Origin of the sequence: Allobosea sp. CRIB-10 (assembly GCF_900112185.1) — a bacterium.
Classification (GTDB): Bacteria; Pseudomonadota; Alphaproteobacteria; order Rhizobiales; family Beijerinckiaceae; genus Allobosea.
Genome location: NZ_FOKP01000011.1, coordinates 58,143 through 83,824 on the forward strand (window position 1 = coordinate 58,143; position 25,682 = coordinate 83,824).

Consider the following 25,682-nt stretch of genomic DNA (forward strand, 5'->3'; position numbering starts at 1 on the left):
ATGAAGCTGACCTATCTTCTGCCACTCGCCGCTGCATTGCTGGCCGGACCCGCCGCCGCCCAGCCCCTGCCGGAGAGCGCGCCGCTTCCCGAGCGCGTTCCGCCGGGCACGACCCTGGTGATCGGCGATCCGCAGACACGGGTGGCGCTCACCTTGTCGGGCGAGCTCGCCAAGCTGCCCTTCAAGGTCGAATGGGCCAATATTTCCGGCGGTCCGCAGACGATCGAGGCGTTTCGGGCCAAGGCGCTCGACATCGGCGCGGTCGCCGACATCCCGCCGGTCCACGCGCAATGGACCGGCCTCGACGTCCGGATCGTCGCCGCCAAGTTCCGGCGCGATCCCATCGGCCATCCGATCTATGTGATTGCGACGGCGCCCGGCTCCGGCATTGCGAAGCTCGAGGACATCAAGGGCCGCAAGATCGCCTTCAGTCCCGGCCAGGCCCAGGGCGCGCTGGTGCTGCGCGTGCTGAAGAAGCTGAACCTCCGGCATGACGAAGTCCAGCTCGTCGAACTGCCGAGCGTCGGCGACGCCTATGTCAACGCGCTGGCCAGCAAGCTGGTCGACGCCGCGCCGATCGCGGAGGCGAACAAGCAGCGCTTCGTCCAGAACTACGAGCGCGACGGCGCCAGGGCCTTGCCGCACGGGCTGCGCGACGATCCGGCTTATCTCTATGTGGTCAAGACCTCGCTGGAGGACCCCGGCAAGGCGGCGGCGATCCGCGCCTATGTCCAGGCCTGGGGCCGCGCCACGAAATGGGTCGAGACCCATCCCGAGGAGTGGATCAAGGGCTACTACGTCAAGGACCAGGGGCTGAAAGCCGATTCCGGCCGCTTCCTGGTCGAATCGAACGGCGACCCGGATGTGCCGCTCGACTGGAACGGAGCGATCGAGCGCCAGCAGGAGACGATCGATCTCCTCGCCGCCGAGCTGAAGAAGCCGGTGCTCAAGGCGGCGACGCTGTTCGACCGGCGCTTCGAGCAGGTCGCCGGCGCGGCCTATCAGGGAGAATGAGCATGGCTGATCTCTCGCTCACCGGCGGGCAGGGCGCTCTCGATCCCGCCTGGCTCAAGCTCGCCCGCAGCCAGCCTGCTGCCACCGCCGAGACGCCGCGCCGCCGGCGCAAGCTCGGTCCCGGCCGGCCGATCCCCTATGGTGCCGCGCTCGGCCCGGCCCTGCTGCTGATCCTCTGGAGCATCGGCTCCGCGACCGGTTTCATCGACGACCGCATCCTCTCGGCGCCCTGGACGGTGGCGACCACCGGCTGGGAGCTGATCCAGGACGGGCGCCTGCAGGAGAACCTCTGGACCTCGTTCCAGCGCTCATTCTGGGGACTGTTCTGGGGCATCGTCGCCGGCGCCTCGCTCGGCGTCATCGCCGGCCTCAGCCGCATCGGCGAGTATCTCGTCGACGGCCCGATCCAGATCAAGCGGGCGATTCCCGCGCTCGCTTTGATCCCGCTGCTGATGCTCTGGTTCGGCATCGGCGAGGGCATGAAGGTCCTGACGATCGCGCTGATCACCTTCGCGCCGATCTATATCCAGACCCATGACGGCCTGCGCTCGACCGATGCCCGCTTCATCGAGCTGGCAGAGACACTCGACCTCTCCAACGGCCAGTTCCTGCGCCATGTCGTGCTGCCGGCGGCGCTGCCCGGCTTCCTGCTCGGCCTGCGCTTCGGCGTCACCTATTCCTGGCTGGCGCTGGTCGTGGTCGAGCAGGTCAACGCCACCTCCGGCCTCGGCTACATGATCAACCTCGCCCGCACCTATGGCCAGACCGAGGTGATCATCCTTTGCCTTGCCGTCTATGCCGCGCTCGGCCTGAGCTCGGACTGGCTCGTCCGCTTCATCACGCGAAAGGCTCTGCCATGGCGCAAGATTCTGGCCGACTGACCCAGCCGCCCGTCGTCGCCGTCCGCGGCCTGACCCGCCGCTATGGCGAGCGCACCATCATCGACAATGTCGATCTCGACATCGGCCGCGGCGAGTTCGTCGCCTTGCTCGGCCGCTCCGGCTCCGGCAAGAGCACCTTCCTGCGGGCGCTGGCCGGGCTCGACCATGGCGTGCCCGGCTCCGGCCGGCTCGGCATGCCCGACGCGGTCTCCGTCGTCTTCCAGGATGCGCGGCTGCTGCCGTGGAAGACCGTCGTCGACAATGTCTCGCTCGGGCTGAAGGGGCAAACGCCGCGCGAGCGCGCTCTGCACGCCCTCGCCGAGGTCGAGCTCACGGCTCGGGCAAAGGCCTGGCCGATGCAGCTCTCCGGCGGCGAGCAGCAGCGCGCCGCGCTGGCCCGCTCGCTGGTGCGCGAGCCGGAGTTGCTCTTGCTCGACGAGCCCTTCGGCGCGCTCGATGCGCTGACCCGGCTGCGCATGCAGGCGCTCTTGCTCGATCTCTGTGCCCGCCATCGCCCGGCGGTGCTGCTCGTCACCCATGACGTCGACGAAGCGATCCATCTCGCCCAGCGCGTGCTGGTGCTCGATCAGGGCCGCTTCGTGGTCGACCTCAAGGTCGACCTGCCGTCCGAGGCCGGGCCGCGGCAGCGACGCTTCGCCGAGGTGCGCAGCGAGTTGCTGAGCAGCCTCGGCGTGACCCCGGAGGAACTGCGCCGCGTCGCCTGAGCGCTCCGGCGCGCGCAGGGCGCGGGAAGCTTGAGTTGAACGGTCAAAACAAAAAACCGCTGGAGACGAGTCCCCAGCGGCTAAAGAAGCCCCGAATCAGCGGGGGTAAGACCGATAGTGAGCGCGAACGTATTCCAGCTTGCCGAAACGAACGCGCGTGTAGTTGGTAACGTAGATCATTGCTGGCTCCTTAGCGGAGCCTTGAACCGGGACTCAGGGTCCTATATACAGAAAACGCGACTTTGGGCGGACCCCGCCCTCCGCTAGGCTCCTTTCCTGTTGCTCGAAGCGGAACCCGCGAAACCCGACCCGGCATGGTGCTGTAACACCATGTTCCGGGTCGGACTCGTTTCACGGGCCGGCCCACTGCCATAGTTCATACGATATGCCTCCCAAGCCGCCAAGCGGATTTTGTGGGAGGAAGTGGGGATTTCCCACGGAATGCTCTTTTGTTCGATGGGGGGATGGCGTATGTTGGCTCCAAGGAAGGAGTCCGCCATGACGATTGTCGCAGCGCTCAAGGCTGAGATCGCCGCCTTAGAAAGGGAACTTTTAGAGAACGTAACCTACCAGCGCCTGCTTGTGGCCAAGCAAATGGTGGCGCTCTACGAACCGCAGGCAACTGCGCTCCGGCCACCGCTTGTACCGCCTGCTTCACTCACGCCACTCACCGCTCCCCCCAGATTGGCTGATCCGCCACCGCGGCGTGGAAACCCTGAGCGTGCTAGAGCGCTGGACGCAGCGCGGCTGTTTTTGGCGAATCGGATAGCCGAACCGACGCCGACCGCGGCGATTTATGACCACATAGTCAGCTTGGGAATTGAGATTGGCGGCAGTGACGCACGTAACAACCTGAGCGCCATGCTCTCGAACTCGCCGATATTTCAGTCGCACGGCCGCACAGGCTGGACTCTAACTGCTGCGGCATGGATTGATCATCACAGTAGGCCCAGCATGCCGCACGGCTCGACCAATGAACGGGAACTAGAGGCACGCAACTACGACGCACCGCCTCCGCCCCCACCGCCGCCAGTACTGGTGCAATCAGCCCAGCCGCCACATCCAGTACCCCCGCCGCCTCCGCCCCCAGTACCCGTGCAATCAGCCCAGCCACCACATCCAGTACCCCCGCCGCTCCCTCCGGTCGAACGGTAGGCGCTGCATCAGCTCACACCTAGCCAACCCACACTAGACACATTCTGGGTGGTGACGAACTTGGTATAGTTGTGTTGGTTTTGCCGCCAAGCCAAGCGCATATAAACGGCACGGGGAAATGCTCTAGCGCTTGATCGCCGGGCAGGCGCTCTGGGCGAGCGGGCGGAAGGCCTGGTCGCCGGGGATGGTGGCGACGAGGTCGTAGAGGTCCCATTCGCCCTTCGATTCCGCCGGCTTCTTGACCTGGAAGACGTAGAAGTCGTGCACCATGCGCCCGTCTTCGCGCAGCCTGGCGTTGCGCACGACCTCGTCCTCGATCGGGACCTCCCGCATCTTGGCGATCACGGTCTTGGCCTCGTCCGACTTCGCCGCGACGACCGCCTTGAGATAGTGCCGGACCGAGGAATAGACGCCGGCCTGGATCGCCGAGGGCACCGCGCCATGCGCCGCCTTGAAGCGCTCCGAGAAGGCGCGGGTGCGCTCATCGATGTTCCAGTAGAAGCCCTCGGTCAGGATCGTGCCCTGGGCCGAGGCGAGGCCGACGCTCTTCACGTCCATCGCGGTCAGGAAGAAGGCGACCAGCTTCTGCTTGCCCTGGCCGATGCCGAAATCGCGGGCCGTCTTGATCCCGGCGACGGTGTCGCCGCCGGCATTGGCGAGCGCGATCAGATCGGCGCCCGAGCCCTGCGCAGTCAGGAGCTGCGAGGACAGGTCGACCGCCGGGAAGGCGTGCCGGACCGAGCCGACATAAGTGCCGCCCTTGGCGGTGACCAGCGTCTTGGCATCGGCCTCAAGCTGGTGGCCGAGCGCATAATCGGCCGTGACCAGATACCATTTGGTGCCGGGCTTGGTCAGGTGGTTGGCGATCCCGGCGACCTGGACATAGGTGTCCCACATCCACTGGACGACATGGTCGGGCTGGCAGGCATCGCCGGTCAGGCGCGCCGTACCACCGGGGAACAGTCCGACGCGATTCTTGTCCTTCAGCAGCGGCGGAATGGCGAGCTGTAGCGAGGCGTTCGACATGTCGGCGAGGGCATCGACGCCCTGCCTGTCGATCCATTCGCGCGCGATCGCCGAGCCGACATCGGCCTTGTTCTGGTGATCGGCCGACACGATCTCGATCTTCATGCCCTGGCATTCGGCCTTCAGGCAGTCCTCGACCGCCATGCGGGCAGCGGTGATCGAGCCCTTGCCGGTGATGTCGGAATAGACGCCGGACATATCCGTCAGCACGCCGATCTTGACCGCGCCGTCCGAGATTTCGGCTGCGGCGGGCAAGGCGCCGAGCAATGCGGTGATGATGGCGAGCGCCGAGGCCAGACCCTTCATGTGAATTCCTCCCGTGATTGTCGTTTGTCGTTGCTAGCGGTCGTGCCAGTGCGCCATCGGCAGGCCGGCGACCGGTGATCTGAATGAGGGGATGCGGCTGCCGCGCAGGCTGCCGATATGGACGGTACCGAGATCGGGCCCGCCGAAGGTGATGCTGGCGAACCAGGGCGCGATCGTGCCGCCGCAGGCGAGCATCAGCTCTGGTGTCGCCTCGTCGCGGGCGAAGGCCGCCATCAGCGCCTTGCCGGTCGAGCTGCCACGATCGTCGTCGAGCAGGATGCGCAATTCGCCCTCCGGCGTGATCGCGAAGACCCGGTCGAGCATCACATGCGTACCCCAGAGATTGCCATGGGCGTCGAAGGCGATGCCGTCGATGAAGGCGCCATGGTCGCTCGGGCCGAAGATCTCGCGATCGGTCAGGCTGCCATCGGCCCCAACCAGCAATCGCGTCACCCGGCAGGCGCAGGTCTCGGCGACGTAGAGCCATTCCTCGTTGGCATCGAGACGGATCTCGTTGGTGAAGGCGAAGCCATCGGCGACGATGCGCAGGCGTCCGCCATCATAGAGCGCGACATAGCCGTCGCGGACATTGGGGCTCATCGCCCGCATCCAGTTCCTGGTCCGGGTCGAGATCGTCAGCCAGATCCGGTCCTTGCTGTCGCGCAGCACGAAATTGACCTTGCCGATCGCCTGCCCGTCGACGCGATCGACCAGCACGCGTGTCTCGCCCGAGCGCGTCATCACCTCCAGCCGGTCGGTGCCGAAATTCGAGATCAGCACGTCGCCATTGCGGGCGAAGGCGAGGCCGTTCGGCAAGGTGCCGGAGACGAAGCGCGCCTCCTCGTCCGCCGCCTCGGCGAAGCCGCGGCTCGCCGTCTGCGTGATCAGCTGCTGCGAACCGTCCGGCCGGATATGGACGACGCCGCCGCGCGCATCGGCGCTCCAGAGCGAACCGTCACGCTCGGCCAGGATACATTCCGGCCGCTGCAGGCCCTCGCCGACATAGGTGATGGCGGCGGGATCGATGACGAAGCCGTCGAGCGGGTTGGGGCGAGGCGACATCAGAAATTCACGCGGTCGCCGCCCTTGAGGCCGAGCGTGGCGCGGGCCTCATCGGGCGTCGCGATCTCATAGCCGAGCTCCTCGACGATGCGGCGGATCTTGGCGACCTGTTCGGCATTGGAGGTGGCGAGCTTGCCCCTACCGATGAACAGGCTGTCCTCGAGACCGACGCGGACATTGCCGCCCAGCATCGCGGCTTGCGTGCAGAAGGCCATCTGATGACGCCCGGCGGCGAGGACCGACCAGTGGTAGTCCTTGCCGAAGAGCTTGTCGGCGGTGCGCTTCATGAACATCAGATTGTCGAGATCGGCGCCGATGCCGCCCAAAATCCCGAAGATCAGCTGCAGGAAGACCGGCGGGCGGAACCAGCCGCGATCCAGGCAATGGGCGAGATTGTAGAGGTGGCCGACATCGTAGCACTCGTGCTCGAACTTGGTGCCGTGCCCCTCGCCGAGCAGCTTGTAGATGCGCTCGATATCGCCGAAGGTGTTGCGGAAGATGAAGTCCTTGGTGTTGGCGAGGTAAGGCTGTTCCCAGGGATGCTTCCAGTCGCTGTACTTCTCCGCCAGCGGATGCAGCGCAAAATTCATCGAGCCCATGTTGAGCGAGCACATCTCCGGCGCGGCCTTCAGCGGTGCGGCGAGGCGCTCCTCGACGGTCATGGTCAGGCCACCACCAGTGGTAATGTTCACGACGGCATCGGTCGCCTGCTTGATCCGCGGCAGGAACTCCATGAACACGGCCGGGTCCGGCGTCGGGCGGCCGTCCCGGGGGTCGCGAGCGTGCAGATGCAGGATCGCCGCGCCCGCCTCCGCCGCCGCGATCGCTTGGCTGGCGATCTCGTCCGGCGTGATCGGGAGATGGTCCGACATGGTCGGCGTATGGATGCCGCCGGTGACGGCGCAGGTGATGATGACCTTGCTCATGAGGCTTTCCTTCGTCCCTGCGTTCAGACCGGTAGAATGGCGACTGCCCGCGTCCAGCCGGCCGAGCCGTTGCGGACCTTCACCGGCAGGCAGCTGAGCGTGAAGCCGCTCGCCGGCAGCGCTTCGAGGTTGTGCAGCTTCTCGATCTGGCAGTAGCCGGCCTCGCGCCCGGCCTTGTGCCCCTCCCAGATCAGCGAGGCGTCTCCGGTTTCGGCGAAGCGGCGGGCTGTGTGGCTGAACGGCGCATCCCAGCTCCAGCCATCGGTGCCGACCACCTTGATGCCCTGCCGCACCAGATGCAGCGTCGCCTCGCGGCCGAAGCCACAGCCGGAATCGATATAGTCGGCCTGCCCGTAACGTGCGCCCGCCCTTGTGTTGGCGACGACGATCTCCAGCGGGCTTAGCGTATGGCCGATCCGCTTGAGCTCGGCGTCGATCTCGGCGGGGGTGACGACGTGGCCATCGGGCAGATGGCGGAAGTCGAGCTTCACGCCGGGTTGCAGGAACCAGTCGAGCGGGCATTCGTCGATCCTGAGCGCCGGCGCGCCGCCATCCTGCGTCGGATGGTAGTGCCAGGGCGCATCGACATGGGTGCCGTTATGGGTCGAGATCGTCGCGAGCTCGACCGCCCAGCCCATGCCGTCCGGGAGCTGCTCGGGCTTGAGGCCCGGAAAGGCCGCCGCGATGTCCTTCGCCGTCGCCTCATGCGTGCGATAGTCGATTCTGACCTTCTGGAAGGGCGGGTCGGCAGGAACGTCGTTCTCGAGCGGAATCGACAGATCGACGAGGCGGCCTGGCAGCATGCCGGTATGTCCTCCCTTGAGGATGTGTTCTCTGTGGTTCGAATTTGGACGAACGTCCGACCTATAGCAGGGCGCCATGTTTCTGGTAAGAGCGGAATCGCTGGATTCTGGAGGGGCACGATGTCCGCGATGCCGACGCGCGACCGCATTCTCGACGCCGCCGAGCGGCTCTTTGCCGAGCGCGGCGGCGCCGACGGAGCCTCGATGCGCGACCTTGCGGCCGCGGCCGGCGTGCGACTCTCGCAGCTCAGCTATCATTTCGGCTCGAAGGAGGCGCTCTACCGCGCCGTCTTCGCCCGCCGCGCCCATGCCCTGGCGTTGGCTCGCGCCCAGGCGCTCGGCGAGGCTATGGCCCGGCCGGTGCTCGACGTCGGCGAGATCGTCGCCGCCCTGATCGGCCCATCCGTGCGCCAGCGTTTCAGCGAAGGCGTGCAGGGCGCGGCCTTCGCCATGATGACCGCCCGCGAGGCAGTCGACCCGCGCGAGGCGGCGCGCGGCGTCGTCGCCGAGCATTTCGATCCGACCGCAAGGCAGTTCGTCGCGGCACTGGGCAAGCTCTACCCGCAGGCGCCCGAGGGAGCACTCGTCGACGCCTATCTCTTCATGGTCGGGGCTCTCGTCACGACCATGGCCGCCGGCGACCGCGCCATGCGGCTCGACCAGGAGCGCGGGGCGGTACCGGTGGTCGAGAACGCCGAGCAGCTCCTGCAGCGCCTGACCAGCTTCTGCGCCGCCGGCATCGACGGCCTGCTGCGGAGCCGCTGAGCCGGCCTATTCAGTCGGACAAGGGAAAGTGGATCACACCATGCGCCGTGAAATCATCGAAGTCCCCGTCATCTCCGAGGCGATCCGCCGGCTCGGTGCGCCGACTTCGGCGCTGGCGCGCGTCGGCGACCTGCTCTTCACCTGCGGCATGCCGCCGATCGATGTTACCACCGGCGAGATCGTCAGTGGCGATATCGAGACGCAGACCCGCGCAGCGATGGAGGCGCTCGCCGTGACTCTGCGCCATGGCGGCGCGTCGCTCGACGCGGTCGTCAAGGCGACGATTTTCGTCACCGATCCAGCGCTGATGGCCGGGGTCAACGCGGTCTACCGCACCTTCTTCAGCGACGGTTTCCCGGCCCGGACCAGCGCCGCGATCCGACCCTGGCCCTTGCCCTTCGACATCGAGATCGAATGCGTCGCCGCGATCGAGTGACTGTTAGCGATCCGCCCGCGCCACCACCGTGTGCAGCAGCACGTTGAGGCCGGGCTCGAGATCGTCCGGCGTGCAGAGTTCCTGATTGTTATGGGTGATGCCGCCCTTGCACGGCGAAAAGATCATCGTCGTGGGCCCGTGACGGGCGACGAAATAGGCGTCGTGCCCGGCCTGGCTCAGGATGTTGCGGGTGCGGTAGCCGAGGCCGAGCGAGGTGGCCCGGACCTCCTCGATCAACTCGTCGGCGAAGACCTTGCCGCCCCAGTTCCAGACATCGAGGATCTCGGCCGTGCAATCGGCCCGCGCCGCCGCTTCATGCACGGCGCGGCGCACGCGCTCGGCCATCACCTTTGCTGTCTCAGGGTCGGCATGGCGGACATCGCAGGTCGCCTGCGCCCAGTCGGAGAGGATGCCGGGCTTGTTCGGCCAAGCGACCAGCCGTGAGGCCGTCGCCTTGCCGCCGCTGCCGGCATGCTCCCAGCCGAGGTCGTCGACCGCGACCAGCAGGCGCGCCCCGGCGATCAGCGCGTTCCTGCGCCGTTCCATCGGCCAAGGGCCGGTATGGGCGGTCTCGCCGCGGAATTCGACCAGCATGCCGGTGCTGGCATAGCCGCCGGTGACGACGCCGACCTGCATGCCCTCGCGGTCGAGGATCGGGCCCTGCTCGATATGGAACTCGACATAGGCGTCGAAGGGGTGGGGCGTCGCCTCCATCTCACCGCGATAGCCGATGCGGTCGAGCTCCTCGCCGATCGTCCTGCCGTCGTCGTCGCGCCGGCCGAGCGCCCAGTCAAGCGTATAGGCGCCGGTGAAGCAGCCCGAGCCGACCATTGGCGGCGAGAAGCGCCCGCCCTCCTCATTGGTCCAGTTGACCACCTCGATCGGCCGTTTCGTCCGGTGGCCGAGCTGGTCGAGCGTGCGGCAGACCTCGAGCCCGCCGAGCACGCCGGCGATGCCGTCGAAGCGCCCGCCATTCACCTGCGTGTCGAGATGGCTGCCCATCACCACTGGCGGCAGGCTGTCGTCCTGCCCGGCCCGGCGCGCGAAGATGTTGCCGATGCCGTCGATCCGGACGCTCAACCCCGCCTCCCGGCACCAGGCGATGAAGACGTCGCGGACCTCCCGGTCGGCATCACCGAGCGCCAGCCGTGACAGCCCGCCCGGCCGGCCGACCCCGATCTCGCCGGAACGCTCGATCGTCGTCCAGAAGCGCCCGATATCGATGCGCGCGGTCGCTGGCAGGCCCATGGATTCCCCCTGTTTCCGGACGCTGAGCGCGCCGCCTCGAGCAACGACAATCGAGGCCTCGGCCCGCTGCTGGCAAATCGATATTGGTGATGGGTTTCGTCGGTCTTCGTGGCACGGGTCGCCACACGCCCAGGTATGTCAGCCGCGCAGAAGGCGCTTGACAGCTGCGCATGCGCGATGGAATGATTGTTCCATTGAGTATTGAAAACGGTTTTTTTGTTTCGTTTTGACTGAAGCGCAGAGTTGGCGGCCGCGCCTGGCGCGTCCTCCCTCCTTCGCCATCCCAGGCAGTCCGCGACGCTTCGCGGCCCGCCAAATCGCCCGAAAGCCGGCCGATCGTGCCCGATCGGACCGATAACAACAGCGGGGGACATCCCCGCAAGGGAGGATGAGATGAAGCGTTTTCTCGCAGGGATGATTGCTGCCGCCGCCATCGCGGTCGCAGGAGCGACGCCGAGCGTCGCGCAGCAGACCAGGATCATCGTGGTCAGCCATGGCCAGGCCGCCGACCCGTTCTGGTCGGTGGTCAAGAACGGCGTCGCCAAGGCGGCGGCCGATCTCAAGGTCGCCGTCGATTATCGCGCGCCCGAGACCTTCGACATGGTCGCGATGAGCCAATTGATCGATGCCGCGGTGAACCAGAAGCCGGCCGGCCTCGTCGTCTCGATTCCCGACGCCTCGGCGCTCGGCCCCTCGATCCAGAAGGCGGTCGCCGCCGGCATCCCGGTGATCTCGATGAACTCCGGCTCCGACGTCTCGAAGAAACTCGGCGCCCTTCTTCATGTCGGCCAGGACGAGTTCGATGCCGGCAAGGCTGCCGGCGAGAAGCTCGCCAGCATGGGCGGCAAGGTCGGCGTCTGCGTCAACCACGAGGTCGGCAATGTCGCGCTCGATTTGCGCTGCAAGGGTTTTGCCGAGGGCTTCAAGGGCAAGGTCACGACCCTGCCGGTCTCGAACGATCCATCCGAGATCCGCTCCAAGGTCAAGGCGGCGCTCTCCGATGCCAGCGTCGATACGGTGATGGCGCTGAGCGCCTCGCTCGGCGGCGAGCCGACCCTGGCGGGCGTCAAGGAGGCTGGCAAGATCGCCAGCGTCCGCGTCGCCACCTTCGATCTCTCTGCCAATTTCCTCAAGGCGATCGTCGCGGGCGAAGCGGCCTTCGGCATCGACCAGCAGCAGTTCCTGCAGGGCTATCTGCCGGTCGCTTTCCTGGCGCTCAACGCCGAATACGGGCTCGTGCCCGGCGGCAATGTCCCGTCCGGCCCGAACCTCGTCACCAAGGAGAAGGCGGCCCAGGTCGTCGACCTCTCGGCCAAGGGCATCCGCTGAGCGATCGGCGGCGGTGCGCCCAGCACCGCCGCCCCCTCTGCGGACGTTCACAAGCTCAGGAGGCGCGCCATGACGACGTCGACCGCCGATCTCGCCGCGGGTGCGTCCCGTCCCACCGACCCGGTCGCAGAGGCCCGCGACGAGCGCTTGCGCCGCGTCTCGCTGATCGCCCGGCTGATGCGCCGGCCCGAGCTTGGCGCGGTCGCCGGACTCGTCCTGGTCACCGTCTTCTTCGGGCTCACCGCCAATCCGGCGATGTTCACCCTCGCCGGCCTGATGACCGTGCTCTCGCCGGCGGCGCAGCTCGGCATCCTCGCCATCGCGGCGGCGCTGCTGATGATCGGCGGCGAGTTCGACCTCTCGATCGGCTCGATGATCGCCTTTTCCGGCCTCGTCTTCGGTGCGCTGATCGTGGTCGGCGACCTGCCGCTGCTGGCGGCGATCGTCGCGACCTTCGTCTTCGCCGGCTTGATGGGCGCGGTGAACGGCCAGATCGTCATCAGGACGCGCCTGCCCTCCTTCATCGTCACCCTCGCCTTCCTCTTCATCCTCCGCGGGCTCTCGCTGGTCGGGCTGAAATGGGCGACCGGCGGCTCGACGCAGTTGCGCGGCATCGGCGAGAATGCGGGGCAGGGCGTGGTGCGCGAGCTCTTCTCCGGCCAGGCGCTGGAGGGGCTGTTCGCCTGGCTGGCCCAGGCCAACCTGATCGCCAAATTCCCGAACGGCACGCCGACCGTGACCGGCGTGCCTGTCGGGGTGCTCTGGTTCCTCGCCATCGCTGCGCTCGGGACCTATGTCCTCTTGCGCACCCGCTTCGGCAACTGGATCTTCGCCGCCGGCGGCGACCCCAATGCGGCCCGCAATTCCGGCGTGCCGGTCAATATGGTCAAGACGACCCTGTTCGTGCTGACCGCCTGCGCCGCCACCCTCGTCGCCATCCTGACCGTGCTCGACGCCGGCTCGACCGATGCCCGCCGCGGCTTCCAGAAGGAGTTCGAGGCGATCATCGCGGCGGTGATCGGCGGCTGCCTCCTCACCGGCGGCTATGGCTCGGCGATCGGCGCCTTCTTCGGCGCGATCATCTTCGGCATGGTCTCGATCGGCCTGACCTACACCAGCTTCGACAGCGACTGGTTCCAGGTTTTCCTCGGCGGCATGCTGCTGCTCGCCGTTCTCTTCAACAATTTCATCCGCCGCAAGGCGACAGGGGAGCGCTGAGATGACGACCGCAGCTCCGGAACAGGCCCCGCTCATCGAGGTCCGCGACATCGTCAAGCATTTCGGCTCGGTGATCGCGCTCTCAGGCGTCTCGCTCAAGGTCTCCGCCGGCGAGGTGCTCTGCCTGCTCGGCGACAACGGCGCCGGCAAGTCGACGCTGATCAAAACGCTCTCGGGCTGCCACAAGCCGAGCTCGGGCGAATTCTTGGTCGAGGGCAGGCCGGTCGCCTTCTCCAGCCCGCGTGACGCGCTCGATGCCGGCATCGCCACCGTCTACCAGGACCTGGCGATGATCCCGCTGATGTCGATCACGCGGAACTTCTTCATGGGCCGCGAGCCGATTCGCGGCTTCGGCCCGCTGAAATGGATCGATTTCGACCTCGCCCATGCGGTGACGCGCGACGAGATGCACAGGATCGGCATCGACATCCGCGACCCGCACCAGGCGGTCGGCACGCTCTCGGGCGGCGAGCGCCAATGCGTCGCCATCGCCCGCGCCGTCTATTTCGGCGCCAAGGTGCTGATCCTGGACGAGCCCACTTCCGCACTCGGCGTCGCCCAGACCTCGATGGTCCTGAAATACATCAACCTCGTCCGCGCCAAGGGGCTGGGCGTGATCTTCATCACCCATAATGTCCGCCACGCCTATGCCGTCGGCGACCGCTTCACCGTGCTCAACCGCGGCAAGACGCTCGGCACCTACGCCAAGTCCGGGATCGCCATGGACGAGTTGCAGAACCTGATGGCCGGCGGCAAGGAGTTGCAGGCGGTCTCCGAGGAGCTCGGCGGCACGGTCTGACGCCTGGCGAACATCCGGTCCTTCCTTCCTCGTCGCTACGGAGATTGCTCATGCGCGCGCTCGGCGTCGGCCTGATCGGCACCGGCTATATGGGCAAGTGCCATGCCCTGGCCTGGAACGCCGTCGCTCCTGTATTCGGCGACGTGCCGCGGCCGAAGCTCGCCGTGCTCTGTGAGGTCGATGAAGCTTTGGCGGCAAAACGGGCCGGCGAATTCGGTTTCGCCGAGTCGACCGCCGACTGGCAGGCGCTCATTGCCCATCCCGATGTCGACGTCGTCTCGATCACCACGCCGAACGCCTTCCATGCCGAGATGGCGATCGCGGCGCTGAAGGCCGGCAAGCATGTCTGGTGCGAGAAGCCGATGGCGACCAGCCTTGGCGATGCGCAAGCGATGCTGGCGGCGGCCAAGGTGGCCGGGACGGTCGCTGCGCTCGGCTACAACTACATCCAGAACCCGGCGATCCGGCTGGCACAGCGGCTCATCGCCGATGGCACGATCGGGCCGGTCAACCATGTCCGCGTCGAGATGGACGAGGACTTCATGGCCGATGCCGGCGCGCTGTTCTCCTGGAAGAGCGAGGCCGCCTCAGGCCATGGCGCGCTCGACGATTTCGGCGTGCATGCCTTCTCGCTGATCAAGGCGCTGATCGGTGAGGTCGAAGCCGTTATGGCGGATATAGCCAGGCCCTATGCCGAACGCCCGCTCGCGGCCGGTGGCACCCGCGCGGTCGAGACGCACGACATCGCCACGCTGCTGCTGCGCCTGTCGTCCGGCGCCTCCGGGCTCGTCGCCCTCAACCGCTCGGCCTGGGGCCGCAAAGGCCGGATCGCGCTGCAGGTCTTCGGCGCCAGGGGCACGATCGCCTATGATCAGGAGCGGATGAACGAGATCGAGCTCTACACCGCCGAGGGCGCCAGCGACGTCCAGGGCTTCCGCCGCATCCTGACCGCCCCTGCGCACGAGCCCTATGGCCGATTCATCCCGGCGCCCGGCCACGGCCTCGGCTTCAACGAGCTCAAGATCATCGAGTGTCGCGAGCTGCTCCGCGCGATTGCCGGCGAGCCGGCGCATCTCCTTGATTTCGAAGCCGGCATGCGCATCGAGCGCACGGTCGAGGCCGCCGCCCGCAGTTTCCGCGAGGGGTGCTGGACGACGATCTGAGGACCTGCTTCGCTGATGTCGTGGACGAAGCGTGATTCTCGGCGATCCAGCCGGTTCCGGTCGCCAGGAAATCGCGCTAGGGATATCGTTCGTATACGAACGAGGACCAGCGATGGCGCGACCGAGCACTGCGGCCGAGACGCCCGAGCTTGCCGACGAGAACTACGATCTCGCCGAGCAGGTCGGCTTCATCATGCGCCAGGCGGCGCAGCGCCATGTCTCGATCTTCAACGAGATCATGGGCAGCGACCTGACCCCGACGCAATGGGCGGTGCTGGCGCGGCTCTACCAGGACGGGGGCTCCTCGCAGAACCTGCTGGGCCGCCAGACCGCCATGGACGCCGCCACGATCAAGGGCGTGGTCGATCGCCTGCTCAAGCGCAAGCTGGTCCAGACCAAGCCCGATCCGGAGGATGGCCGCCGGCTCATCGTCGAGCTCAGCCCGGCCGGCGTCGACTACACCCGCGAGCTGCTGCCCAAGGCGGAGACGGTGACCAAGGTGACGCTGGCCCCGCTCGCGACTAACCAGCGGGCGACGCTGATCGCGCTGCTGAAGCAGCTGCGCTGAGGCGCAGACGCTAGCTGATCACGTAGCAGTCGCAGCTCTCCGCCATCGCCTTGGCCTCGTCGAGATCGCTCGAGGCGCTGGCGTGGATGGCGAAGAGCGGATCGCCCACGGCGACGCTGTCGCCGACATGGCGACGCAGGTCGATGCCCGCCGCCTTGTCGAAGGGTGCGCCGGCGCGCCTTGCGATTCCCGCGACCGCCCAGCCGTCGATCTCGGTGATGACCCCAGCCTTCGGCGAGCGGACCGTATGGACCAGCAACCCCGGCGCCACCGGCGGCTCGCGCCGCCCCTGCGCATCGATGATCCGCTCGAAGGCGGCCCGCGCCGCGCCGGAGCGCAGCAATCCTTCCGCCCGCTCTCGCCCGGCCGCGACCGAGCCGAGCGCCGGGTCCCAGGCCAGGATGCGGCTGGCGAAGAACAGCGCCTTCTCGACCAGGTCGGCCGGCGCCCGCGGATCGTTGCCCAGCACCCAGCCGACATCGCGGCATTCCAGCGCCGGGCCGATGCCGCGCCCGATCGGGCGGCTGCCATCGGTCGGGAAGGCCTTGACGACGAGGCCGAGCCTGGCTCCGACCGTCTCGAACAAATCAGCCAGCTCGGCGGCTTCCGCCTCGCTCTTCAGCTTGGCGCGCGGGCCATAGGGCAGGTCGACGATGACATGGGTCGAACCCGCCGTGAGCTTCTTCGACAGGATCGAGGCGACCGACCAGCGATTGGAATCGATGCCGAGTGGCCGGGTGATCGCGTTCATCACGTCATCGACGACGGAATGGTTGAGCCGCCCGTTCCAGGCGATCGAGCCGCGCGCCTTTTCCACGCAGGCGCGCAGTTCGGCGGGGTTCAGTTCGACGCGGGCGAGGGCCTCCATCGCATCGGCCGTGCCTGCCGCCGAGGTGATGGCACGCGACGAGGTCTTCGGCATGAGGAAGGCGCCATGCGCGGCGACGATCGGCACGACGATCAGCGTGATGCGGCTGCCGGGGATGCCGCCCATCGAGTGCTTGTCGACGACGATTGTGTCCGGCCAGGTGATCTTTTGCGCGAAGCGGGTACGCACCCGCGCCAGCGCGACGACCTCGTCATCCGAGAGCTTCTGCGTCGCCGCGACCAGGAAGGCCGCGACCTCGCCATCGGGATAGCGGGCTTCGACGATGTCGCGGATCAGCGTGTGGTACTGCTCTTCCGTGAGCTCGCCGCCCTGGATCTTGCGGGTCAGCGCGGCCCGGCTCTCGGGCGAGGGCGTGCGGCGGATCGTGACCTCGCTGCCCTCGGGCAGGCCAAGCTCGTCGAAGGCCTCGGCCGAGAGACCGATCTCGTCGCCGGCGAGCAGCGCGGGCGAGTCGACCACCTGTACGTTCGAGCGGATGCTCGCGCCGACACCGGAAATCTCGACCCTTCCCGGCCCGAGATAGTCGAAGCCGTTGACGATTTCGCCCCTGGCCGGGAGATAGGCGCAATGCGCCCGTCCCGCGAAGAGCGGCAGGCGGCGCAGGCGCATCGTATTGGCGGCGGCCTCGACCGCGGCGACGAAGCGCTCGACGCCGATCTCGACGCTCTGATCGTTGCAGATCGTTGTCGCCCGAATCCCCGCCGGGCGCGGCTCGACCGTGCGCGACAGGCGCTTCTCGATCGCTTCGCCGCTCTCGCGCCCACGCCCGGCGATGCGGGCGGCGAGCACTTCGGGCGGCGCCGTGACCTCGACCACGACGAAGCGCGGCAGGCGAGCGGCGAGCGCCGCGATCGTGGCGCGCGAGCCATTGGCGATGACGTTGCGGCCTGCCTCGACCAGGCGCTTCAACTCGGCCGGCAGGCCGTAGCGCAGGCCATGGGCGCCCCAGGTGATCAGGAAGTCGCCCTTCGCCTCGCGTGCGTCGAAGGCCTCGTCCGTCGCCGCCTCATGGTCCTCGCCCGGCGATCCCGCCGGACGGGTGACGACGCGCCGCGCGAAGACATAGCGGCCCGTCGGCTCCAACAGGGCGCGGGCGCCGTCGATCAGCGAGTCCTTGCCGGCCCCGCTCGGGCCGACGACGAGGAAGAAGGTGCCTTGCCGCATTCCCTGGCCGCAGTCCCTGCTCAGGCTTCGTCGAGGCCGATATCCACCGCCGGCGCCGACTGGGTGATCTTGCTGGTCGAGATATAGTCGACGCCTGTCCGGGAGATCGGTCCGATCGTGTCGATGTTGATACCGCCCGAGGCCTCGACCTTGGCGCGGCCGGCGATCAGCGCGACCGCCTTGGTCATGTCGGCGACCGACATGTTGTCGAGCATGATCACGTCGGCGCCGCACTTGGCGGCTTCCTCGACCTGCTCGAGCCGGTCGCATTCGACCTCGAGCTTGGTCAGCACCGGCAGCTTCTTGCGGGCGCGCTCGACGGCGGCGGTAATGCTGCCGCAGACGGCGATGTGGTTGTCCTTGATCATCACGCCGTTATCGAGGCCGAGGCGGTGGTTGAGGCCGCCGCCGCAGGTCACGGCGTGCTTCTCCATCATGCGCAGGCCGGGTGTGGTCTTGCGGGTGTCGATCAGGCGCGCCTTGCTGCCGGCCATGGCGGCGGCGTAGCGGGCGGTCTCGTTGGCGATGCCGGAGAGGCGCTGGGCGATGTTGAGCGCGGTGCGCTCGGCGGTGAGCACGCTGCGGGCCGAGCCCTCGATCTCGACCAAGATCGCACCCTTCTCGACCTTGTCGCCGTCCTTGACGCGCAGGGTCACCTTGAGTTCGGGGTCGTAGCGCTTGAACACGCGGGCGGCGACCTCGACGCCGGCGACGATCATCGGCTCGCGGGCGTTCATGTGGAACTTGCCGGTCTCGCCCGGCTCGATCATCACCTGGACGGTGAGGTCGCAGGCGCCGATATCCTCGACGAGCCAGTGGTCGATCAGGCGGTCCGTGGCGAAGACGTCATACATGGAAGGGCCCTCTCTCCCGCGGCGATGCCGCTCCAAACATGTTTGTATGCAAACAATAGCAGCGGGAAAATTTGGCTGTCAATGCGCCATTGAAGCCGTGCTTGCAACCGTCAAACGCGTCATATGGAAGTCACCTCGGCCGGGTAGGAGCGCCGCACAGAAGCGCTTCGAATGATCTTGTATGCAAGATTGCGTGGGCGCACTGTCCTCTCATCGACGAATCGGCACGCGCTCGGCCGTCGCGGCCGAAGCTGTGGGCCAGCCCTGGGAACAGGCGTAGAGTGGGGGCGGTCCCGCACCTGGCCGCTGTCTTGACTTGGCTCAAGAGGCGCGCCAGTATCGTTTGTACACAAACAAAATCCTCAAAGCCCGCTCTGCGGGAGGATCAAGCATGGCGCTGGACGAAGCGAGCCCGGTCGCGGACGACAAGATCCGCTGCGATGCCTGCCCGGTGATGTGCTTCATCAAGCCGGGCGCCGTCGGCGCCTGCGACCGTTATGGCAATGTCGACGGTGAGCTGGTGCGGATGGAGCCGCATATCGTGCTCGAGCGCACGCTGGAGCATGGCGGCGAGGTCGTTCCCTTCGCCGGATCGCGCGAATGGGACGGCGAGATCGTCCACCAGCAGGGCACCTTCATCACCGCGATCGGCGCCGGCACTACCTATCCCGACTACAAGCCCGCCCCGTTCATCGTCTCCTCCGAGGTCGACGGCGTCGACATGGTCACCGTCGTGACCGAGGGCATTTTCAGCTATTGCGGCGTCAAGGTGAAGATCGACACCGACCGCTTCCTCGGGCCGGAGCAGGCGACGGTGCGGGTTGAGGGCGAGGCGATCGGCCACGTCACCACCGGCGAGTACGGCTCGCAGATGCTCTCGCTCGGCGGCGTCCACCACCTTACCGGCGGCTCGAAGAAGGAGGGCCGCGTCACCTGCGACGCCCTGCTCCAGCTCAGCAACGGCAAGGCGGTCGAGCTGACCATCGATGAGGGCGAGACGGTGATCGTCCAGGCCGGCAAGCCGCCGATCGTCAACGGCATCCAGGAAAGCCGGATGCGCGTCGGCTGCGGCTCGGCGACGATCGGCATCTTCGCTAAGCAATGGCATGGCAAGGTCGACGAGGTCGTCGTCGTCGACGATCACATCACCGGCGTGCTCTCCGAGCACCAGGCTGGCAAATTGCTCGGCATGGCCGGCACCGGCATCAAGCTGAAGGGCCGGCGCTCGACGCCCGGCCGCTATTTCCAGGTGGCGCAGCCCGGCACCGGCTGGGGCGGCACCAATATCAGCGACCCTCTGACCATTCTCGGGCCGTTCGATCCCAAGGTCGCCTATCCCGGCCTGCGCCTTTTGATGGTCTCGACCACCGGCGAGCACGCCGCCTATTACGAGCTCGACGAGAACCTCGTGCCGGTCGAGATGCAGATGCCGCAGCCGCTGGTCGAGCCGGTCGAGCGCATCGCCGAGAATTGCGAACCGGCGCTCTCCACCGTGCTGTTCATCGGCGGCGCCGGCGGCTCGCTGCGCGCCGGCGTCACCGAGAACCCGGTGCGCCTGACGCGCTCGGTCAAGGATGCGCTGACCTATGTCACTTGCGGTGGCGCTCCGGTCTATATCTGGCCGGGCGGCGGCATCACCTTCATGGTCGACGTCACCCGCCTGCCCGAGAACGCCTTCGGCTATGTGCCCACCCCGGCCTTGGTCGCGCCGCTGGAGTTCACCATGAGCCTGACCGACTACGAGGCGCTCGGCGGCCATATGGACGCGATCCAGCCGCTGGCTTCGCTGAAGGGCGGCAGCCGCCTGCGCCTGCCGCAGCGCCCGGACAACCCCTGGCCGCTGGCGCCGGAGCAGCCGCGCCGCTCGCTCGGCTAGGGCGATGTGGGAGAAGCCTTCCGCGCGCACTCTCCCGGATGGCCGGCGCCTGCTGCTGCAGCAGGGCCCGATCGATCTCGTCATCGAGGCCGTCGGCGAGCAAGCCGCGGTTAGGGCCGCGCACGAGGCGGCGATTCTCCGCTTCGACGGTCTGCTTGCCGAACTCTGTGACGAGCTGCAGCTGCTGCGCACGGCCGTGAGCCGGACGAGTCCGCTGCCGCTCGGGCCGGTCGCGCGGCGCATGCATGCGGCCGTCAGCCCCTTCGCTGAGCGGAGCTTCATCACGCCGATGGCGGCCGTTGCCGGCTCGGTCGCTCAGGAAATCCTCGGCGTGATCTGCCAGGCCGCGCCGCTCACCCGCGCCTATGTCAACAATGGCGGCGACATCGCCCTGCATCTCGCTCCCGGTGAGCAGTTCCGCATCGGCCTGGTGAAGCGCCCCGACCGGCCGGAGTTCTTCGCGACCGCGACGATTCGGCCTGAGGACGGCGTTGCCGGCGTCGCGACATCAGGCTATCCCGGCCGCAGCTTCTCGCTGGGGATCGCCGAGGCAGTGACGGTGCTGGCCCCGACCGCCGCCATGGCCGACGCCGCCGCGACCGTGATCGCCAATGCGATCGACCTGCCCGGCCATCCCGCGATCGAGCGCCTGCCGGCCAACGCCATCCAGAGCGACAGCGATCTCGGCGAGCGGCTGGTGACCCGTGACGTCGGCCAGCTGGCCACGGACGAGATCGAAACCGCGCTCGCCGCCGGCCTCGCCGAGGGGGAGCGCCTGCGTTCGGCAGGCTTGATCGTCTCGGCCGCCATGCGTCTTCAGGGCGTGAGCCGCATGCTCGCCACGCCTATGATCGTTCAAGAAAAGCCTGAGAGGAGACTGGCCCGTGCCTGAGATCGCCGTCCGCAAATACGCTGTGATCGTCGAGGAGATTTTTCACGAGGGCGGTCCGGCCGCCGCGGTGCCGCTGAAGCGCGGCGCGGCGCTGGCGGTGATCGCCAACCCCTATGCCGGCCGCTATGTCGAGGACATCCAGGGCTTCATGGATGATCTGAAGCCCTTCGGCCTCGCCATGGCGCAGCGCCTGCTCGCGGCGATGGGCGGCGATGCCAAGACGATCCAGGGCTATGGCAAGGGCGCCATCGTCGGCGCCGCCGGCGAACTGGAGCATGGCGCGCTCTGGCATGTGCCGGGCGGCTACGCCATGCGCGAACTGCTCGGCGATGCCAAGGCGATCGTGCCCTCGACCAAGAAGGTCGGCGGCCCCGGCACGCGCCTCGACATTCCCGTCACCCACATCAATGCCTCCTATGTCCGCAGCCATTTCGACGCCTTCGAGATCGGCATCACCGACGCTCCCAAGGCCGATGAATTGCTGTTCGCGCTGGTGATGACCACCGGCTCGCGCATCCATGCCCGCGTCGGCGGCCTCAAGGCGAGCGAGATCAAGGGCGAGGACGGTCTGAGATGAAAGCCAGCATCCGCAAGATCGTCACCGTCCTCGACGAGACCCATAGCGAGCTCGGCCGGCTCGTCTCGCCGCCGGTCAAGCGCGCCGCCGCCGTTGCCGTGATCGCCAATCCTTTCGCCGGCAAATATCAGGACGACCTCTCCGAACTGATCGACATCGGCGAGGAGCTCGGCGACCTGCTCGGACGCCATGCGCTCGCCGCGCTCGGCATCGCGGGCGAGGCGGTCCAAGGCTATGGCAAGGCCGCTGCCGTCGGCGAGGATGGCGAGCTGGAGCACGCCGCCGCGCTTCTGCATCCCAAGTTAGGGGCGCCCTTGCGCAAGCTGCTCGGCAAGGCGCCGGCGCTGATCCCGTCCTCGAAGAAGCGCGGCTCGCTCGGCGTCGTCCTCGACGTGCCGCTCGGCCACAAGGCGGCGGCCTATGTCCGCAGCCATTTCGACGGCATGGAGGTCCGCATCCCCGACGCCCCTCGCGCCGGCGAGATCGTCGTCGCGGTCGCCCTGACCAGCGGCGGCCGGCCCTTGCCGCGCGTCGGCGGGCTCACCCATGCCGAGGCGAAGGGCGAGGACGGCTTGCGCTGAGGCGCGTCCCGTCGGTTCGCCAGCGCTGCTAGCTCCGCAGAGCGCCCGGCCCGGCTACCGCGCCGGGCGGGCATTTGCCGGAGATGATCATACCCAGCACCTCGTCCTGCGTGACATCGCGGACATGAGCACTGCCGACCACCTTGCCGTTCTTCATCACGCTGACGCGGTCGGCGAGGTCGAAGACATCGTGCAGGTCATGGCTGATGAGGAAGATGCCGATGCCCTGCTTCTTCAGCTCCAGGATAAGGTCGGCGACCTGCTTGGTCTCGGCCGGGCCGAGCGCCGCCGTCGGCTCGTCCATGATCAGCACCCGGGCATTGAAATAGATCGCGCGGGCGATCGCGACCGACTGGCGCTGGCCGCCGGAAAGCGCCTTCACCGGCTCCTTGAAGCGGCGGAAATGCGGGTTGAGCCGGCCCATCACCTGGCGGGTCTCGGCTTCCATCGCGCTGTCGTCGAGCGTGCCCCAGTTGGTCAAAAGCTCGCGGCCGAGGAAGATGTTGGCGGCGGCGTCGACATTGTCGGCCAGTGCCAGCGTCTGGTAGATCGTCTCGATGCCGTGGCGCTTGGCGTCGCGCGGCGAGGAGATCGACACCGGCTCGCCGGCGATCCTGATCTCGCCGGCATCGGCGCGATAGGCCCCCGACAGGATCTTGATCAGCGTCGACTTGCCGGCGCCGTTATGGCCGAGCAGGCCGACGACCTCGCCGGCATGGAGATCGACGCTCGCGCGGTCGACGGCCTTGATGCCGCCGAAGGCGATCGAAATCTCGCGCATCTCGACGAGGGGCGTGGTCATGTCCATGGCTAGCCTCCTCCCCCGTCATTCCGGGGCTCGCGAAGCGAGAGCCCGGAACCTACGACTGGGTGAACTCTCAAATACGACCCCGTCGATCGCGCTCGCCCGGTCGTGGGTTCCGGGTTCACCGCTGCGCGGCGCCCCGGAATGACAAGGGAGCTTACCGCGCTCATCCCGCTACCCCAGCCGCTTGCGATAGAGCCCGTCGAGCCAGACGGCGAGGACGAGCACGAGGCCGACGACGATGTTCTGCAAGGGCGTGTCGACGCCGATCAGCACCATGCCCGACTGCAGCGACTGCATCACCAGCGCGCCCAGCATCGCGCCGGCGATGGTGCCGACGCCACCGGCGAGCGAGGTGCCGCCGATCACCGCCGCGGCGATGACATAGAGCTCGTCGAGCTGACCGGCCGAATTGGTCGCGGCATTGAGCCGGGCCGTCGAGATGCAGGCGGCGATGCCGACCAGCATGCCCATCAGCCCGTAGACCAGCATCAGCACTTTGCGGGTATTGACGCCGGAGAGCTGGGCCGCCTCGGGATTGCCGCCGATCGAGAAGACATAGCGCCCGAAGCGCAGGCGCCGCGCCAGGAAGCTCATGGCGACGCCGACCGCGAGCGCAAGCAGCACCGGCACGGCGAGGCCATGGCCGATGACGAGCCCGCCCTCGGGCCAGGTGCCGCCTCTCGCCTCGGTCAGGCGGCGTGCGACCCCGGCCGGCAAGGCATAGGCGTTGGCGATCATCACCGCGCCGAGCACGGTGCCGCAGGCGAGCGCGGCGAGCACGATCTCGGCCCAGAGCGGGCGCAGGGCGAAACCGTAGCGCTTGCGCCGGCGTCGCGCGAAGGCGATTCCCGCGAGGATCAGGGCGCAGATGACGAGGCCGATCGCCCAGGAGGCGGTGGTGCCGATCGCGCCCTCGATGCCGCCGCCGAGCGGGCGGAAACGCGAATCCATCGGCGCGATTGTCTGGCCTTGCGTCACCCACCACGCTGCGCCGCGCCAGACCAGCAGGCCGCCGAGCGTAACGATGAAGGAGGGGATGGCGAGATAGGCGATCAGCGCGCCCTGGAACAGCCCGATCAGCCCACCGAGCGCGATCGCTGCGAGGATCGAGAGCAGCCAGGTCGCCGGATGCTCGAAGCCGAGCAGCTCCGGCAGCAGCCGCGCCTGGACGAGGCCGGTGACCATGCCGACGAAGCCGAGCATGGAGCCGACCGAGAGGTCGATGTTGCGGGTGACGATGACCAGCACCATGCCGCAGGCCATCACCGCGATCGAGGCGGTCTGGACCGAGAGGTTCCAGAGATTGCGCGGCGTCAGGAAGGCGCCGCCCGAGAGCCAGTTGAAGCCGAGCCAGATCGCCGCCAGGGCGGCGATCATGCCGATCATCCGCGCATCGAACTCGATGGCGCGCAGATGATCGGCGAAGCTCTTCGCATCCTGCGACGGCGTTGCCGGTGCTGGTACACTTTCAGTCACAGGCCTTTACCTTGCCGGCGGCGACGCCCTGGCAGACGGCGGCCTTCGGCGCCCAGCCGGCCTCGATCACCACGCCGAGATTGTCCTTGGTCACCGGCACCGGCTTCAGGAAGAGGGCGGTCATCTTGGCTTTGCTCGGGCCCTGGTCCCAGGCGGTGGCGCCTGCGACCTCGGTCAGCTTGGCGCCGCCGGCGAGCTTGATCGCGATCTCGGCGGCATTGCGCCCGAGCTCACGCGCATCCTTCCAGATCGTCACCGTCTGGGTGCCGAGGGCGATACGGTTGAGCGCGGCGCGGTCGGCGTCCTGGCCGGAGACCGGCACCGAGCCGGCGAGGCCCTGCGCGGCGAGCGCGGCGATGGCGCCGCCGCCGGTGCCGTCATTGGCAGCGATCACGGCATCGACCTTGTTGGCGTTGCGCGTCAGGAACTGCTCCATATTGCGCTGGGCGTTGGCCGGCAGCCAGCCATCGGTATAGGCCTCGCCGACATTCTTGATCTTGCCGGCGTCGATCGCCGGTTTCAGCACCTCGATCGAGCCCTGAAACAGGAAGTTGGCGTTCGGGTCCGAGCTCGAGCCCTTGATGAAGACGTAGTTGCCCTCGGGCTTCGCCTTTTGGATCTCGCGCGCCATCATCCGGCCGACCTCGACATTGTCGAATGTCAGGTAGAAGGCCTGCGGGATCTCGATCAGCCGGTCATAGCCGACGATGGCGATACCCTCGTCGACCGCCTTCTGCACGGCCGGGCGGATCGCCTGCGCGTCCTGAGCCAGCACGATGATCGCCTTGGCGCCGCGCGCGATCAGGCTCTCGACATCGGTGAGCTGCTTGGCCGGCGAGGATTGCGCATCGGCAGAGAGATAGGTGCCGCCAACCTTCTCGATCGCGGCCTTGATCGCTGCCTCGTCGGTCTTCCAGCGTTCCTCCTGGAAGTTCGACCAGCTGACCCCGATCACCGGGCCCTTGCTCTGGGCGAAAGCGGGGAATGCGCTGCCAAAGGCCGCGAGCGCGAGGCCCGCGACGAGAATATGGCGTCTCAACACGGCGTTTCTCCCTCATCTGCGGCCGCGCACTTTCGTGCGGCGCGTCGGATTGGAGGGAAGGTGAGCGTATCGGCTCCGGCCCGTCAAGCTCACATTGAA

The 25,682-nt window shown here is 67.5% G+C and carries 24 protein-coding genes; 14 read left to right on the top strand and 10 right to left on the bottom strand.

Translation table 11 applies throughout. The features are described from left to right. From BMZ69_RS15260 to BMZ69_RS15270, 3 genes are read left to right on the top strand one after another with little or no spacing between them, the layout of a single operon-like run. Entirely contained in the window at positions 1–1,014 is a 1,014-nt protein-coding gene (locus BMZ69_RS15260; RefSeq protein WP_092157995.1) for an ABC transporter substrate-binding protein, read from the top strand. A gap of 2 nt (positions 1,015–1,016) precedes the next feature. Further along, a complete protein-coding gene (locus BMZ69_RS15265) occupies positions 1,017–1,895 on the top strand; it encodes an ABC transporter permease (protein WP_210188031.1) in 879 nt (292 codons plus the stop codon). Further along, positions 1,871–2,620, top strand: coding sequence for an ABC transporter ATP-binding protein (locus BMZ69_RS15270; protein ID WP_092157999.1), 750 nt, complete (start codon positions 1,871–1,873; stop codon positions 2,618–2,620). The genes BMZ69_RS15265 and BMZ69_RS15270 overlap by 25 nt, the downstream gene beginning before the upstream one ends. 1,278 nt (positions 2,621–3,898) lie before the next feature. On the opposite strand, the gene BMZ69_RS15275 is transcribed toward BMZ69_RS15270, so the two are convergent. Genes BMZ69_RS15275 through BMZ69_RS15290 form a run of 4 tightly spaced genes read right to left on the bottom strand, consistent with a single transcriptional unit; the run spans position 3,899 to position 7,895 of the window. Further along, entirely contained in the window at positions 3,899–5,107 is a 1,209-nt protein-coding gene (locus tag BMZ69_RS15275; RefSeq protein WP_092158001.1) for an ABC transporter substrate-binding protein, read from the bottom strand. Between the two features lie 33 nt (positions 5,108–5,140). Further along, a complete protein-coding gene (locus BMZ69_RS15280) occupies positions 5,141–6,169 on the bottom strand; it encodes an SMP-30/gluconolactonase/LRE family protein (RefSeq protein WP_092158003.1) in 1,029 nt (342 codons plus the stop codon). After that, positions 6,169–7,095 (bottom strand): 3,5-dioxohexanoate:acetyl-CoA acetone transferase, encoded by a 927-nt coding sequence (locus BMZ69_RS15285; RefSeq protein WP_092158005.1) that lies wholly within the window; start codon positions 7,093–7,095, stop codon positions 6,169–6,171. Before BMZ69_RS15285 ends, BMZ69_RS15280 begins: the two co-directional genes overlap by 1 nt. 23 nt (positions 7,096–7,118) lie before the next feature. Further along, positions 7,119–7,895: a cyclase family protein gene (locus tag BMZ69_RS15290; protein WP_092158224.1), complete on the bottom strand. Its 777-nt coding sequence runs from the start codon at positions 7,893–7,895 to the stop codon at positions 7,119–7,121. Positions 7,896–8,018: 123 nt separating this feature from the next. Here BMZ69_RS15290 and BMZ69_RS15295 point away from each other — a divergent pair, with 123 nt between their 5' ends. After that, entirely contained in the window at positions 8,019–8,663 is a 645-nt protein-coding gene (locus tag BMZ69_RS15295; RefSeq protein ID WP_092158007.1) for a TetR/AcrR family transcriptional regulator, read from the top strand. Between the two features lie 40 nt (positions 8,664–8,703). Further along, a complete protein-coding gene (locus tag BMZ69_RS15300; protein ID WP_092158009.1) occupies positions 8,704–9,099 on the top strand; it encodes a RidA family protein in 396 nt (131 codons plus the stop codon). A gap of 3 nt (positions 9,100–9,102) precedes the next feature. Here the strand turns inward: BMZ69_RS15300 and BMZ69_RS15305 are convergent, their stop codons facing one another. Beyond that, positions 9,103–10,347: a Zn-dependent hydrolase gene (locus BMZ69_RS15305; RefSeq protein WP_092158011.1), complete on the bottom strand. Its 1,245-nt coding sequence runs from the start codon at positions 10,345–10,347 to the stop codon at positions 9,103–9,105. Between the two features lie 414 nt (positions 10,348–10,761). On the opposite strand from BMZ69_RS15305, the gene BMZ69_RS15310 reads away from it, so the two are divergent. The 5 genes from BMZ69_RS15310 (at position 10,762) to BMZ69_RS15330 (ending at position 15,424) form a co-directional block, all read left to right on the top strand. Then, on the top strand, positions 10,762–11,676 hold the full coding sequence (locus tag BMZ69_RS15310; RefSeq protein WP_244543386.1) for a sugar ABC transporter substrate-binding protein: 915 nt from the start codon (positions 10,762–10,764) through the stop codon (positions 11,674–11,676). A 69-nt stretch (positions 11,677–11,745) separates the two neighbouring features. Beyond that, positions 11,746–12,894: an ABC transporter permease gene (locus BMZ69_RS15315; RefSeq protein WP_092158015.1), complete on the top strand. Its 1,149-nt coding sequence runs from the start codon at positions 11,746–11,748 to the stop codon at positions 12,892–12,894. A 1-nt stretch (position 12,895) separates the two neighbouring features. Further along, entirely contained in the window at positions 12,896–13,693 is a 798-nt protein-coding gene (locus BMZ69_RS15320; RefSeq protein ID WP_092158017.1) for an ATP-binding cassette domain-containing protein, read from the top strand. Positions 13,694–13,743: 50 nt separating this feature from the next. Further along, entirely contained in the window at positions 13,744–14,856 is a 1,113-nt protein-coding gene (locus tag BMZ69_RS15325; RefSeq protein WP_092158019.1) for a Gfo/Idh/MocA family protein, read from the top strand. A 112-nt stretch (positions 14,857–14,968) separates the two neighbouring features. Beyond that, positions 14,969–15,424, top strand: coding sequence for a MarR family winged helix-turn-helix transcriptional regulator (locus tag BMZ69_RS15330; protein WP_092158021.1), 456 nt, complete (start codon positions 14,969–14,971; stop codon positions 15,422–15,424). Positions 15,425–15,434: 10 nt separating this feature from the next. Here the strand turns inward: BMZ69_RS15330 and phnN are convergent, their stop codons facing one another. Together phnN and nadC are read right to left on the bottom strand one after the other, a co-directional pair. After that, entirely contained in the window at positions 15,435–17,477 is a 2,043-nt protein-coding gene (gene phnN, locus BMZ69_RS15335; protein ID WP_092158023.1) for a phosphonate metabolism protein/1,5-bisphosphokinase (PRPP-forming) PhnN, read from the bottom strand. A 20-nt stretch (positions 17,478–17,497) separates the two neighbouring features. After that, on the bottom strand, positions 17,498–18,331 hold the full coding sequence (gene nadC / locus BMZ69_RS15340) for a carboxylating nicotinate-nucleotide diphosphorylase (RefSeq protein WP_092158025.1): 834 nt from the start codon (positions 18,329–18,331) through the stop codon (positions 17,498–17,500). Between the two features lie 391 nt (positions 18,332–18,722). Between nadC and BMZ69_RS15345 the strand changes: the two genes are divergently transcribed. From BMZ69_RS15345 to BMZ69_RS15360, 4 genes are read left to right on the top strand one after another with little or no spacing between them, the layout of a single operon-like run. Continuing rightward, positions 18,723–20,207, top strand: a complete 1,485-nt coding sequence (locus BMZ69_RS15345; protein ID WP_092158027.1) for a 6-hydroxynicotinate reductase — start codon at positions 18,723–18,725, stop codon at positions 20,205–20,207. A gap of 4 nt (positions 20,208–20,211) precedes the next feature. Then, positions 20,212–21,099 (top strand): UPF0280 family protein, encoded by an 888-nt coding sequence (locus BMZ69_RS15350; RefSeq protein WP_092158029.1) that lies wholly within the window; start codon positions 20,212–20,214, stop codon positions 21,097–21,099. Continuing rightward, positions 21,092–21,676, top strand: a complete 585-nt coding sequence (locus BMZ69_RS15355) for an amino acid synthesis family protein (RefSeq protein WP_092158031.1) — start codon at positions 21,092–21,094, stop codon at positions 21,674–21,676. Before BMZ69_RS15350 ends, BMZ69_RS15355 begins: the two co-directional genes overlap by 8 nt. Further along, a complete protein-coding gene (locus BMZ69_RS15360) occupies positions 21,673–22,257 on the top strand; it encodes an amino acid synthesis family protein (RefSeq protein WP_092158033.1) in 585 nt (194 codons plus the stop codon). The genes BMZ69_RS15355 and BMZ69_RS15360 overlap by 4 nt, the downstream gene beginning before the upstream one ends. A gap of 28 nt (positions 22,258–22,285) precedes the next feature. On the opposite strand, the gene BMZ69_RS15365 is transcribed toward BMZ69_RS15360, so the two are convergent. From BMZ69_RS15365 to xylF, 3 genes are all read right to left on the bottom strand, one after another. After that, positions 22,286–23,065 carry an ATP-binding cassette domain-containing protein gene (locus BMZ69_RS15365; RefSeq protein WP_092158035.1) on the bottom strand — a complete coding sequence of 260 codons (780 nt, stop codon included), beginning with the start codon at positions 23,063–23,065 and terminating at the stop codon, positions 22,286–22,288. Positions 23,066–23,236: 171 nt separating this feature from the next. After that, on the bottom strand, positions 23,237–24,478 hold the full coding sequence (locus BMZ69_RS15370; protein ID WP_244543387.1) for a sugar ABC transporter permease: 1,242 nt from the start codon (positions 24,476–24,478) through the stop codon (positions 23,237–23,239). 55 nt (positions 24,479–24,533) lie between these two features. Continuing rightward, entirely contained in the window at positions 24,534–25,580 is a 1,047-nt protein-coding gene (gene xylF / locus BMZ69_RS15375) for a D-xylose ABC transporter substrate-binding protein (protein ID WP_244543388.1), read from the bottom strand. Positions 25,581–25,682 lie beyond the last annotated feature (102 nt).